At 68.5% G+C, this 12,288-nt stretch carries 16 protein-coding genes; all 16 read right to left on the reverse strand.

The window, feature by feature from the left end:
• Positions 1–10: 10 nt before the first annotated feature.
• The 16 genes from AC1M14_RS00775 to mlaD all read right to left on the reverse strand — a co-directional run bounded on the left by AC1M14_RS00775 (position 11) and on the right by mlaD (position 12,285).
• Positions 11–361 carry a phosphoribosyl-ATP diphosphatase gene (locus tag AC1M14_RS00775; protein ID WP_102773021.1) on the reverse strand — a complete coding sequence of 117 codons (351 nt, stop codon included), beginning with the start codon at positions 359–361 and terminating at the stop codon, positions 11–13.
• Positions 358–762: a phosphoribosyl-AMP cyclohydrolase gene (gene hisI, locus AC1M14_RS00780; RefSeq protein ID WP_102773022.1), complete on the reverse strand. Its 405-nt coding sequence runs from the start codon at positions 760–762 to the stop codon at positions 358–360. The genes AC1M14_RS00775 and hisI overlap by 4 nt, the downstream gene beginning before the upstream one ends.
• A 120-nt stretch (positions 763–882) precedes the next feature.
• On the reverse strand, positions 883–1,686 hold the full coding sequence (hisF, locus tag AC1M14_RS00785) for an imidazole glycerol phosphate synthase subunit HisF (protein ID WP_102773023.1): 804 nt from the start codon (positions 1,684–1,686) through the stop codon (positions 883–885).
• On the reverse strand, positions 1,683–2,423 hold the full coding sequence (gene hisA, locus AC1M14_RS00790) for a 1-(5-phosphoribosyl)-5-[(5-phosphoribosylamino)methylideneamino]imidazole-4-carboxamide isomerase (protein ID WP_102773024.1): 741 nt from the start codon (positions 2,421–2,423) through the stop codon (positions 1,683–1,685). Before hisA ends, hisF begins: the two co-directional genes overlap by 4 nt.
• 55 nt (positions 2,424–2,478) lie before the next feature.
• Entirely contained in the window at positions 2,479–3,177 is a 699-nt protein-coding gene (locus AC1M14_RS00795) for an imidazole glycerol phosphate synthase subunit HisH (protein ID WP_102773025.1), read from the reverse strand.
• A gap of 32 nt (positions 3,178–3,209) precedes the next feature.
• Positions 3,210–3,797 carry an imidazoleglycerol-phosphate dehydratase HisB gene (hisB, locus tag AC1M14_RS00800; RefSeq protein ID WP_102773026.1) on the reverse strand — a complete coding sequence of 196 codons (588 nt, stop codon included), beginning with the start codon at positions 3,795–3,797 and terminating at the stop codon, positions 3,210–3,212.
• Position 3,798: 1 nt separating this feature from the next.
• Positions 3,799–4,899 (reverse strand): histidinol-phosphate transaminase, encoded by a 1,101-nt coding sequence (gene hisC / locus AC1M14_RS00805; RefSeq protein ID WP_479730773.1) that lies wholly within the window; start codon positions 4,897–4,899, stop codon positions 3,799–3,801.
• Positions 4,896–6,200, reverse strand: a complete 1,305-nt coding sequence (hisD, locus tag AC1M14_RS00810) for a histidinol dehydrogenase (RefSeq protein ID WP_209165512.1) — start codon at positions 6,198–6,200, stop codon at positions 4,896–4,898. Before hisD ends, hisC begins: the two co-directional genes overlap by 4 nt.
• 54 nt (positions 6,201–6,254) lie before the next feature.
• Positions 6,255–6,929, reverse strand: coding sequence for an ATP phosphoribosyltransferase (hisG, locus tag AC1M14_RS00815; RefSeq protein ID WP_102773029.1), 675 nt, complete (start codon positions 6,927–6,929; stop codon positions 6,255–6,257).
• Positions 6,926–8,194, reverse strand: a complete 1,269-nt coding sequence (gene murA / locus AC1M14_RS00820) for a UDP-N-acetylglucosamine 1-carboxyvinyltransferase (protein ID WP_102773031.1) — start codon at positions 8,192–8,194, stop codon at positions 6,926–6,928. The genes hisG and murA overlap by 4 nt, the downstream gene beginning before the upstream one ends.
• Positions 8,194–8,439, reverse strand: coding sequence for a BolA family protein (locus tag AC1M14_RS00825; RefSeq protein WP_059376809.1), 246 nt, complete (start codon positions 8,437–8,439; stop codon positions 8,194–8,196). The genes murA and AC1M14_RS00825 overlap by 1 nt, the downstream gene beginning before the upstream one ends.
• 5 nt (positions 8,440–8,444) lie before the next feature.
• Positions 8,445–9,257 (reverse strand): ABC transporter permease, encoded by an 813-nt coding sequence (locus AC1M14_RS00830; RefSeq protein ID WP_102773032.1) that lies wholly within the window; start codon positions 9,255–9,257, stop codon positions 8,445–8,447.
• The gene (locus AC1M14_RS00835; RefSeq protein WP_102773034.1) at positions 9,254–10,060 is read right to left on the reverse strand and encodes an ABC transporter ATP-binding protein; all 807 of its coding nucleotides are present in this window, start codon (positions 10,058–10,060) and stop codon (positions 9,254–9,256) included. Before AC1M14_RS00835 ends, AC1M14_RS00830 begins: the two co-directional genes overlap by 4 nt.
• A 168-nt stretch (positions 10,061–10,228) precedes the next feature.
• A complete protein-coding gene (locus AC1M14_RS00840; protein ID WP_102773035.1) occupies positions 10,229–10,855 on the reverse strand; it encodes an MlaC/ttg2D family ABC transporter substrate-binding protein in 627 nt (208 codons plus the stop codon).
• Positions 10,856–10,895: 40 nt separating this feature from the next.
• Complete coding sequence (locus AC1M14_RS00845) at positions 10,896–11,708, reverse strand: MlaA family lipoprotein (RefSeq protein ID WP_102773036.1); 813 nt, start codon at positions 11,706–11,708, stop codon at positions 10,896–10,898.
• A 79-nt stretch (positions 11,709–11,787) separates the two neighbouring features.
• Entirely contained in the window at positions 11,788–12,285 is a 498-nt protein-coding gene (gene mlaD / locus AC1M14_RS00850; protein WP_479730774.1) for an outer membrane lipid asymmetry maintenance protein MlaD, read from the reverse strand.
• Positions 12,286–12,288 lie beyond the last annotated feature (3 nt).

Here is a 12,288-nt window from a genome sequence, read left to right on the forward strand (position 1 = left end):
GTTTCCGTGATCAGTCTTGCGGGCGGCTTGCCTTCTCCGCCAGGCCCGACAGCCCTTCGCGGCGGGCCAGTTCGGCCAGCACGTCTTCGGGGCGCAGGTTGAAGTGGGTCAGCGCGACCAGGCAGTGGAACCACAGGTCGGCGGTTTCGCTGACGATGCGGTCGGGCACGCCATCCTTGGCGGCCATGACCAGCTCCGTGGCTTCTTCGCCGATTTTCTTGAGGAAGGCGTCGGGGCCCTTGGCCAGCAGCTTGGCGGCGTAGGACGCCTTGGGATCGCCGCCGTTTTCGGGACGGCGGGTGGCCAGGGTATCGGCGATGCGCGCCAGGATCTCGGCGGCGCTTGCGGCTTGGTCGGTCATTTGTAGATCAGTTCGGGGTCTTTGAGCACGGGGTCCACGGTGATCCAGGACGCCTGGACGCCCTGGCCTTCCAGCCGGCGGTAGAAGCAGCTGGCGCGCCCGGTGTGGCAGGCGATGCCGCCTTTCTGGTGCACCTTGAGCAGGATCACGTCGCCGTCGCAGTCCAGGCGCAGCTCGCGCACTTCCTGCACGTGGCCGGATTCCTCGCCCTTGCGCCACAGGCGCTGGCGCGAGCGCGACCAGTAAACGGCGCGCCCGGTGGCCGCGGTCTCGGCCAGCGATTCGCGGTTCATCCAGGCCACCATCATGATCTGGCCGTTGTCGGCGTCCTGCGCAATGGCGGGAATGAGGCCGTCGCCGTCGAAGACGACGTCGGCGATCCAGGCGGGTTCGTTGCTCATCTGTCTATCCATAATCGCGCGTGGCGCAACTGAACTGTAATCTTACGGCAATACCTTGTTGCAGGTGCGCGAGCGTCCGCCCTCTGCCAGCAAACGCCGCAGGCGCTCCGGGGGGAGTACTTACAGCCGGACTGGGATACCCAGTCCAGCCATGAACTGTTTGCACTCGCCGACCGTATGCTGGCCGAAATGGAAGATGCTGGCCGCCAGCACAGCGCTGGCGCGGCCGGCGGTGACGCCGTCGGCCAGGTGCTGCAGCGAGCCCACGCCGCCGGAGGCGATCACCGGCACCGGCACGGCGTCGGAGACGGCGCGGGTGAGTTCCAGGTCGAAGCCGGACTTGGTGCCGTCGCGGTCCATGCTGGTCAGCAGGATTTCGCCGGCGCCGTAGGCCGCCATGCGGCGGGCCCAGGCCACGGCGTCCAGGCCGGTGGCCTTGCGTCCGCCATGGGTGAAGACTTCCCAGCGCGCGGGTTCGCCGGCCGCCGACACGCGGCGCGCGTCGATCGCCACCACCACGCATTGCGAGCCGTGGTAGTCGGACGCGGCGCGCACCAGTTCGGGGTTGGCCACCGCAGCGCTGTTGATGCTGATCTTGTCGGCGCCGGCATTGAGCAGGCGCTGGATGTCGGAGACCTGGCGCACGCCGCCGCCCACGGTCAGCGGGATGAAGACCTGCGAGGCCACCTGCTCGATGATGGGCAGGATCAGGTCGCGGCCGTCGCTGGTGGCGGTGATGTCCAGGAAGGTGAGCTCGTCGGCGCCCTGCTCGTTGTAGCGGCGCGCGATTTCGACGGGGTCGCCGGCGTCGGCCAGGTTGACGAAGTTCACGCCCTTGACGACGCGGCCGGCCGTGACGTCGAGGCAGGGGATGATGCGGCGGGTCAGCGCGCTGCCCGCGGGGGTGCTGCTGGAGTCGGTCATTTTGCCAGTTCGTCGGCGCGGGCCTGCGCCGACTGGAAGTCGAGCGTGCCTTCGTAGATGCTGCGGCCCAGGATGGCGCCTTCGACGCCTTCTTCCTCGACGGCGCACAGGGCTTCGATGTCCTGGATGCCGGCGATGCCGCCGGAGGCGTAGACGGGGATGCGCACGTGCTGGGCCAGGCGGACCGTGGCTTCGACGTTGACGCCCGAGAGCATGCCGTCACGGCCGATGTCGGTGTAGATGATGGCCTCGCAGCCGTAGTCCTCGAACTTCTTGGCGAGGTCGAGCACGTCGTGGCGGGTCAGCTTGCTCCAGCCGTCGGTGGCGATCTTGCCGTCGCGCGCGTCCAGGCCGACGATGATCTGGCCGGGGAAGGCGCCGCAGGCGTCCTGCAGGAAGCCGGGGTTCTTGACGGCGGCCGTGCCGATGATGACGTAGGAAATGCCGGCGTCGAGGTAGCGCTCGATGGTGTCGAGGTCGCGGATGCCGCCGCCGATCTGCACCGGGATGTCGTCGCCGACGGCGTTCAGGATGGCCTTGATGGGCGCTTCGTTCCTGGGCTTGCCGGCGACGGCGCCGTTCAGGTCTACCAGGTGCAGGCGGCGGGCGCCTTGGTCCAGCCAGCGGGTGGCCATGGCGGCGGGGTCTTCGGAGAACACCGTTGCATCGTCCAGGTCACCCTGGCGCAGGCGCACGCAGCGCCCGTCTTTGAGATCGATGGCGGGGATCAGCAGCATGGTGGGCAGCGAGAAAATATAGGGGTTGAATGGGCGGGCGGACGCAGGCCAGTGCCTACGGCTGCCAGTCTACAAAATTGCGATACAGGCGCAAACCGTGCTCGGCGCTCTTTTCGGGATGGAACTGCACCGCGAAAATGTTAGCTGCCGCCACTGCGCAGGTAAAGGCAAGGCCATAATCGGTTTCACCGACGGTCAGGCCGGCGTCCGCCGGGTCGGCGTAATAGCTATGGACGAAATAGAAGTGCGTTTCGTCCGGAATGCCGGCCCAGATAGGATGAGAGCGCGTCTGGCGCACTTTGTTCCATCCCATGTGCGGGACCTTGAGGCGTTCGGCCCCGGTGCCGGCCGCGCCGGCGGCGCCGGCGTCGGCCAGGCAGGCCTCGTCGCCGCCGGGCAGCGGGTCGGCGAAGCGCGGGCCGGCGAAGCGGCGCACCACGCCGGGAAACAGCCCCAGGCAGGCCGTGCCGCCTTCTTCGCTGGATTCGAACAGCATCTGCTCGCCCACGCACACGCCCAGCAGGGGCTTTTCGCGCGCGGCGCGCACGACGGCCTCGCGCAGGCCGGATTCATTGAGGGTGCGCATGCAGTCCGCCATGGCGCCTTGCCCGGGGAACACGACGCGGTCGGCCGCGGCGATTTCCTGGGGCTGGCTGCAGATGCGGATGTCCGCGTCGGGGGCGGCGTATTTCAGGGCGCGCGCGACGGAATGGAAATTGCCCATCCCGTAGTCGACGATGGCGATAGTGGTCACTTCTTTCTGCCTGGAGCGGTGGATCGCGAACGTTACAGCACGCCCTTGGTGGAGGGCACGGCGTCGCCCATGCGGGGATCGACCTCCAGGGCCATGCGCAGCGCGCGGCCACAGGCCTTGAACACGGTTTCGGCCTGGTGGTGGGCGTTGAAGCCGCGCAGGTTGTCGATGTGCAGCGTGATCAGGGCGTGGTTGACCAGGCCCTGGAAGAATTCGCGGGTGAGGTCCACGTCGAAGTCGCCGATGCGCGCGCGCGTGAACGGGATGTGGTATTCGAGGCCGGGGCGGCCGGAGAAGTCCACCACCACGCGCGACAGCGCTTCGTCCAGCGGCACGTAGGCGTGGCCGTAGCGGCGCAGGCCGGCCTTGGTGCCGGCGGCCTTGGCGATGGCCATGCCCAGCGTGATGCCCACGTCTTCCACCGTGTGGTGCGCATCGATGTGCAGGTCGCCCTCGGCCTTGATGTCGAGGTCGATCAGGCCGTGGCGCGCGATCTGGTCCAGCATGTGGTCGAGGAAGGGCACACCGGTGTCGATCGTCTGCTTGCCGGTGCCGTCGAGGTTGACGGCCACGCGGATGCGGGTTTCGTTGGTGTTGCGGGTGATTTCTGCGGTACGCATGTTAAGCACTCAGAATCTCTTGCAGGGCACAGAGCAAGGCGGCGTTTTCGGCCGGGGCGCCCACCGAGATGCGCAGGCAGTCGGCCAGTAGCGGATGGGCGTTGGAAAAGTTGCGAATCAATATTTTGCGCGTTTTCAGGGCTTGATGCACGGCGTTGCCGTCCAGCTTGCCGGAAAAGCGTACAAGCAGGAAGTTGCCCGCGGACGGGAACACGCGCACGCCGGGCAGCGCCGCCAGGGCCGCGGCCAGCGGTTCGCGGTCGGCGCGTAGGCGCGCGGCCTGCTCGTCGAGCACCGGCTTGTGGCGCAGCACCGCGGTCAGCGCGGCCTGGGTCAGCACGTCCAGGTTGTAGGGCGGGCGGACCTTGTCCAGTTCGGCGATCCAGTCCGGGTGGCCGGCCAGGTAGCCGAAGCGCAGGCCGGCCAGGCCGATCTTGGACACCGTGCGCATGACGAGCACGTTGGGGGCGTCCAGCACCCGCGGCATCCAGGTGGCGTCGGTGAACGGCTGGTAGGCTTCGTCCAGCACCACCAGCCCGGGGGCGGCGGCGACGATGGCGGCGATCGCGTCGTCGGGCCACAGGCCGCCGGTGGGATTGTTGGGCACGGCCAAAAACACCACCTTGGGCTGGTGCGCTTCGATGGCGGCCAGCATGGCGGGCAGGTCCAGCTCCAGGTCGGCGGTCAGCGGCACGCCGACGAAACGGGCGTGGTCGAAGCGCGCGGCCATGTCGAAATACACGAACGAGGGCCACGGCGACAGCACGGCCTCGCCGGGATTGCAGCAGGCCTGCACGATGAGGTGGATGAGCTCGTCCGAGCCGTTGCCGAACAGCAGGCCGGCGGCCTCGGGCACGCCGAAAGCCGTTTTCACGGCCTGCCGCAGGGCCGACAGGTCCGCCGCCGGATAGCGGTTCAGCGGCGTGTCGCGCACGGCGCGGGCGATGTCGTCGCGGACTTGCGGCGGCAGCTCGTACGGGCACTCCATGGCGTCGAGCTTGATGCAGCCTTCGGCGTGGGCCACGGGGTAGGCGGCCAGTTCGCGGATGTCCGCGCGGACCGTGCCGGCGATGCGGCCGGCGACGCCTGCCGCCGGGCTCATGGCTGGTCGATCCGGTACTGGGCGCTGGCGGCGTGCGCCTGCAGGCCCTCGCCCAGCGCCAGTTCGGCGGCGATGCGGCCCAGCGTCTGGGCGCCCTGGTGCGAGACCTGGATCAGGCTGGAGCGCTTCTGGAAGTCGTACACGCCCAGCGGCGACGAGAAGCGGGCGGTGCGCGAGGTCGGCAGCACGTGGTTGGGGCCGGCGCAGTAGTCGCCCAGCGCCTCGGAGCTGAAGCGGCCCATGAAGATCGCGCCGGCGTGGCGGATCTGCGCGGTCCATTGCTCGGGCTGCTCGGTGGAGATTTCGAGGTGCTCGGGGGCGATGTCGTTGGCGATGCGGCAGGCCTCTTCGAGGCTGCGGACCTGGATCAGCGCGCCGCGGTTGGCCAGGCTGACGCGCAGGATGTCGGCGCGCGGCATGGTGGGCAGCAGGCGCGCGATGGCGGCCTCGACCTCGTCGATGAAGGCGGCGTCCGGGCACAGCAGGATGGACTGCGCGAGTTCGTCGTGCTCGGCCTGCGAGAACAGGTCCATGGCGATCCAGTCGGCCGGCGTCTTGCCGTCGCAGATGACCAGGATTTCGCTGGGGCCGGCGATCATGTCGATGCCGACCACGCCGAACACGCGGCGCTTGGCGGCGGCGACATAGGCGTTGCCGGGGCCGACGATCTTGTCTACGGCCGGCACGGTGGCGGTGCCGTAGGCCAGCGCGCCCACGGCCTGCGCGCCGCCGATGGCGAACACGCGGTCCACGCCGGCGATGGCGGCGGCGGCCAGCACGATGGGGTTGCGCGCGCCGTCGGGCGTGGGCGTGACCATGACCAGTTCCTGCACGCCGGCGACCTTGGCCGGGATGGCGTTCATCAGCACGGACGAGGGATAGGCGGCCTTGCCGCCGGGCACGTACAGGCCCACGCGGTCCAGCGGAGTGACCTGCTGGCCCAGCATGGTGCCGTCGGCTTCGGTGTAGGTCCAGGTCTCGGCGCGCTGGCGCTCGTGGTAGCTGCGCACGCGGGCCGCGGCGGCCTGCAGCGCGTCGCGCTGGGCGGCCGGCAGCGCGGCCAGCGCGGCCTGCCAGTCGGCTTTGGGAATCTCCAGCGTGGCGGCGGACGCGCCGGGCATGCGGTCGAAGCGCTGCGTGTATTCCACCAGCGCGGCGTCGCCGCGGGCGCGCACGTCGGCCAGGATGCCGGCGGCGGCGCGGTCGATGGATTCGTCCTCGGTGGCCTCGAAGGCCAGCAGCTTGGACAGGGCGGATTGGAATCCGGGATCGCGGGAATCGAGACGATTGATCAGGGCCATGGCGTCATGGGGCAGGCGGGGTGGCGGCCGCCGCGGCGTCGCGGCGGGCGGAAATCAGGCGTTGCGGGCGGAGGCTCTTTCGAAGGCGTCCAGCAGCGGTTGCAGGCGCGCGCCGCGGGTCTTGAGCGCCGCCTGGTTCACGATCAGGCGCGAGGAGATCGGCATAATGTCTTCCACGGCGACCAGGTCGTTGGCGCGCAGCGTGCCGCCGGTGGACACCAGGTCGACGATGCAGTCGGCCAGGCCGACCAGCGGCGCCAGCTCCATCGAACCATACAGCTTGATGATGTCGACGTACACGCCCTTGGACGCAAAGTGTTCACGGGCTGAATGCACGTACTTGGTGGCCACGCGCAGGCGCGCGCCCTGGTGCACCGCGCCTTCGTAGTCGAAGCCCTTGCGCACGGCCACGGCCAGGCGGCACTTGGCGATGTTCAGGTCGATCGGCTGGTACAGGCCGCCGGGCTGTTCCTTGGCGTGCTCGATGAGCACGTCCTTGCCCGCGATGCCCAGGTCGGCCGCGCCGTATTGCACGTAGGTGGGCACGTCCGAGGCCCGCACGATGATCAGGCGCAGGCCGGGATCGCTGGTCGGGAGGATGAGCTTGCGCGAGCTTTCCGGATTCTCGGGCACGTCGATGCCGGCCTCGGCCAGCAGCGGCATGGTCTCTTCGAAGATGCGCCCTTTGGACAGGGCCAGGGTCAGGGGGGCGGGCGTGGCCTCTTTCATGCCGTTTCCTTGCCGGTAACGCGTTGGATGTTCGCGCCCAGGGCGCGCAGTTTCACTTCCATCTGGTCGTAGCCGCGATCCAGGTGGTAGATGCGGTCGACCAGGGTTTCGCCTTCGGCCGCCAGGCCGGCGATGACCAGGCTGGCCGAGGCGCGCAGGTCGGTGGCCATGACGGTCGCGCCCGACAGGCGCGGCACGCCGCGCACGATGGCGGTGTGGCCGTCGATGCTGATGTCGGCGCCCATGCGGCGCAGTTCCTGCACGTGCATGTAGCGGTTCTCGAAGATGGTTTCGACGATGACCGAGGTGCCTTCGGCCACGGCGTTCAGGGCCATGACCTGGGCCTGCATGTCGGTGGCGAAGCCGGGGTATTCCTGCGTGCGAAAGCCCACGGCGCGCGGGCGCGAGGACATGGCGCAGCGGATCCAGTCGGGGCCGGTCTCGATGGCCAGACCGGCCTCGGCCAGCTTGTCCAGCGTGGCGCCGAGGATGCCGGGGTCGGTGTTGCGCAGCACGATGTCGCCGCCGGCCGCGCCCACCGCGCACAGGAAGGTGCCGGCCTCGATGCGGTCGGAGATGACGCGGTGTTCGGCGCCGTGCAGCCGGTCCACGCCGTCGATCACGATGCGGCTGGTGCCGTGGCCCTGGATGCGCGCGCCCATCTTGATGAGCAGCTCGGCCAGGTCGACCACTTCGGGTTCGCAGGCGGCGTTATCCAGCACGGTCCGGCCTTCGGCCAGCACGGCGGCCATCAGCAGGTTTTCGGTGCCGGTGACGGTGACCATGTCGGTGCGCACGGTGGCGCCCTTCAGGCGCTTGGCGCGCGCCACCACGAAACCGTGTTCGATGCTGATTTCGGCGCCCAGCGCGGCCAGGCCCTTGATGTGCTGGTCCACAGGACGCTGGCCGATGGTGCAGCCGCCGGGCAGGCTGACGCGGGCCTCGCCGAAGCGCGCCAGCAGCGGGCCCAGCACCAGGATCGAGGCGCGCATGGTCTTGACCAGTTCGTAGGGCGCTTCGAGATTGTCGACCTGGTTGGCCTGCAGCGTCACGGTCGCGTCGGCGCCGCGCTCGGCGCGCATGCCCATGCGGCCCAGCAGGCGCAGCATGGTGCCGGTGTCGTTCAGGTGCGGCACGTTGCGCAGCGTCACCGCGTCGGCCGTCAGCAGGCCGGCGCACAGGATGGGCAAGGCCGAATTCTTGGCGCCGGAGACGGCGACTTCGCCGTGCAGGCGCGCGCCGCCGGTGATGCGTAGCTTGTCCATTATTTGCCCGCTTGCTGGTATTCGGCGGGCGTCAGGGTGCGCATCGACAACGCGTGGATCTCGGCCTTCATGCGGTCGCCCAGCGCGGCGTAGACCAGCTGGTGGCGCTGGATCAGGCGCTTGCCTTCGAAGGCGGCGCTGACGATGACGGCGTCGAAATGCGAGCCGTCGCCCTGCACGTCGAGATGTTCGCAGGGCAGGCCGTCCGCGATGTATTGGCGGACTTGCGCGGGAGTGGGAAGCATGGACGTCAGTTCCTGAGTTTGTAGCCGCTGGCCAGGAGCCGCAGCGCGTAAAGCGTAAGCGCGAGGAACACCCCCGTCACCACCGCCAGGCTGCGCCAGGGGGAGACGTCCGACACCGAGAAGAATCCGTAGCGGAAACCGTCGATGGTGTAGAAGATGGGGTTCCAGTGGGACACGCCCTGCCAGAAGGCCGGGAGCGTATGGATTGAATAGAATACGCCGGACAGGAAGGTGGCCGGCATGATCAGGAAATTCTGGAAGGCCGCGAGCTGGTCGAATTTCTCGGACCACAGGCCGGCGATCAGGCCCAGCACGCCCATGATGCCGCAGGCCAGCACGGCGAACACGATCAGCCACAGCGGGTTGGCCGGCACCAGCGACACGAAGAACAGCGCCACCACCCACACGCACAGGCCCACGGCCAGGCCGCGCACGATCGCCGCCAGCACGTAGGCCGCGAAGATGTCGCGGTGCGACAGCGGCGGCAGCAGCATGAACACCAGGTTGCCCGTGATGCGGCTCTGGATGAGCGAGGACGAGGGGTTGGCGAACGCGTTCTGCAGCATGCTCATCATCATGAGCCCGGGGATCAGGAATGCGGTGTAGGGCACGCTGCCGTACACCATCACGCGGCCTTCCAGTACGTGGGCGAACACCAGCAGGTACAGCAGCGCCGTGATGACGGGCGCGGCGATAGTCTGGAAGCTCACCTTCCAGAAGCGCAGCAGTTCCTTGCGCAGCAGGGTGGGAAAGCCGGAGCCCGCGTCCAGGCGGGGCTGCACCAGCGGCTGGCCGGCGCTTGCGATGGGCTGGGTCATGACGGGATCTCTTCGGGTTGCGGGGCGGCGGCGGGGTCGTCCTGGTGCATGATGCGCACGAACGCGTCTTCCAGGTCCACGCCGCCCACGCGGGCCAGCAGGGCCTGGGTGGTGTCCAGCGCCACGATGCGTCCGCCCTTGAGCATGGCGATGCGCCCGCACAGGGCCTCGGCCTCTTCGAGGTAGTGGGTGGTCAGCATGATGGTGTGGCCGGCGCGGTTCAGGCGCGAGATGAATTCCCACAGCGTGCGGCGCAGGTCCACGTCCACGCCCGCGGTCGGCTCGTCGAGCACGATCACGGGGGGGCGGTGCACCAGCGCCTGCGCCACCAGCACGCGGCGCTTCATGCCGCCGGACAGCGCCCGCATGTTGGAATCGGCCTTGTCCGCCAGCCCCAGGTTGAAGAGGATTTCATCGATCCAGTCGTCGTTCTTGCGCAGGCCGAAATAGCCGGACTGGATGCGCAGGGTCTCGCGCACCGTGAAGAAGGGGTCGTAGACCAGTTCCTGCGGCACGACGCCCAGGGCTCGCCGTGCCGACTTGTAGTCGGCCACGACGTCGTATCCACAGACCGTGGCGCGCCCGGCGGTGGCGTGCGCCAGCCCGGCCAGGATGGAGATCAGGGTGGTCTTGCCGGCGCCGTTGGGGCCGAGCAGGCCGAAGAACTCGCCGTGCTCGATGTTGAGGCTGACGTTGTCCAGGGCCTGGAAGCCCGATCCGGACGCATGCCCGAGGAGCTTGCGCCAGCCGCTGGCGCGCGGCGAGTAGATCTTGGAGACGTTTTCTAGACAGACGGCTGACATGACGGGAGGGAGTGGCCCGAAAAGAGCGAATTGATCATTATATAAGCGCCCTGCCCCGGCATATGGGGATGGCCCCGGCGCGCGTGGGGACGGATGGTTTATCTGTCCCTGAAATAATCGGCCCGGCGGGCCTGAGGGCGCGCCGGGCCGGACCAGCCTGCATCGGGATCACTGGTTGCGCTGGTTCAGCGCCTGGATCAGGCCGTCGATGCCGTTCTGGTTGATCTGCTGGGCGAACTGGTTGCGGTAGTTTTCGATCAGCCAGATGCCTTCGACGTTCATGTCGTAGATCTTCCAGCCCTGGGCGGTCTTTTCCAGGCGGTAGTCGACGCCGGTCGGCTGGCCGTTGGCCTGGCTGATGAGCGTGCGCACGACCACATCGTCGGCCTTGGGGTCGCCGCGAAACGGCAGCGTGCGCACGGTGGTGCTGGGCGTGACGCGGGTCAGCGCGCCGCTGTAGGTGCGCACCAGCGTGCCGCGGAAGGCTTCGGCCAGGGCGGTCTTCTGCTGCGCGGTGGCCTGGCGCCAGTAGCGGCCGGCGGCCAGGCGGGTGGTCTTCTGGAAGTCGACGTAGGGCAGGATGTGCTGGTTGACGACCTCGTTGATGCGGGCCGTGTTGCCGGCCTTGACCGCCCCGTCGGCCTTGAGCACGTCCAGGGTTTCGTTGGCGGCGGCCAGCACGAACTGCTCGGGCGGGCCGTTGGGGTCGGGCTTGGCCTGCGCGCCGGCGGCGGCCAGGCCCAGCAGGCTCGCGAAGGCCAGGCGCTGCAGCAGGGAAACAAAAGAAATTCGCATCGGGACTCCTTACAGGTACTGATGGCGCGGTTGCGCGGCCTTACTGGGCCGCGGGTTGCGGCGCGGGGGCCGCGGCGGGGGCGGCAGGCGCCGCCGCGGCGTCCTCGCCCTCGTCGTCTTCGTAGTTGGGCAGCGAGGACTCGTCGTCCACCTTGTGGCCCAGCACCATGGCGGCGCGGCGCTGCAGGTAGGCGTCGCGCACGAAGCTGTACGGGTCGAGCGCCACGCGGTCGACCGTGTCGGTGGCGTCCAGCAGGCTGGCGCGCGTGTCGACGATGCGCAGGCCCCACAGCGAGTTGCGCAGGCGCACGTTGTCGATGGCGTCCACGCCCATGTAGCCGTAGGTGGTGCCGGCGTAGTCGCCGATCAGGCCGGCGCCGTCGCGCACGGTGGATGAGCCGAAGAACGGCAGCACCAGGTACGGGCCCTGGCCGAAGCCCCAGACGCCCAGCGTGGTGCCGAAGTCGTTCGGGATGCGGCGCGCGCCGTTGGCCGAGGCCACGTCGAAGCAGCCGCCCACGCCCATGGTGGTGTTGAACAGGAAGCGGCCCAGCGTGTTGACGAAGTCGTGGCCGCGGCCCTGCAGGAAACTGTTGGCGCCGGACCAGAGGTCGCCGACGTTGCTGAAGATGTTGTGCACACAGCTGCGCACCGGTTCCGGCGTGACGTAGGTGTAGGCCTGCGCCACCGGCTTGAAGACCGCGCGGTCGACCGTGTCGTTGAACTTGTAGATGCCGCGGTTCATGCCTTCCCAGGGATCGCGGGGGTCCGGGTTCTGCGGCGCGGCGCAGCCCGCCAGCAGCGCGCCAGCCGCCGCGACGGTGGCAATCCGGGAAATCGCTTTCTTATTCATGATCAGGGCATCCGTTTCGGTATTTCTTATGATATTGCGTGCTAGGGCGCGGCTTGTTACCGCGTCTTTCTCATTGTCTTCAATTTGGCGCGGGCGCGGCCGATTCCGGCGAACTCGTGCCCTGCTTCTCGGCCGATCCGTACAGGAACTGGCTGATCAGCTGTTCGAGCACGACGGCGCTCTGGGTGTAGCGGATCTTGCCGCCGTCGGCGAAGTTCTCCTCGTCGCTGCCCGCCGTCAGGCCCAGGTACTGCTCGCCCAGCAGGCCGGAGGTCAGGATGGAGGCCGACGAGTCCTTGGGGAACTGGTAGGCCGTTTCCAGCTTGACCGATACGACCGCCTGGAAGGTCTTGTCGTCGAACGAAATGCCGTCGACGCGGCCCACCACCACGCCCGCGCTCTTGACGGGCGCGCGGACCTTGAGGCCGCCTACGTTATCGAAGTTGGCCGTGACCGTATAGGTCGGGGTGAAGGAAAAGGTGCTCAAGTTGCCGGCGCGCAACGCCAGGAAAGCCAGCGCGACCGCGCCCAGCAATACGAACAGCCCTACCCAGAAGTCGGTTTTTTCGCGTGACATGAT

Source organism: Achromobacter sp. SX5, from assembly GCF_056711425.1.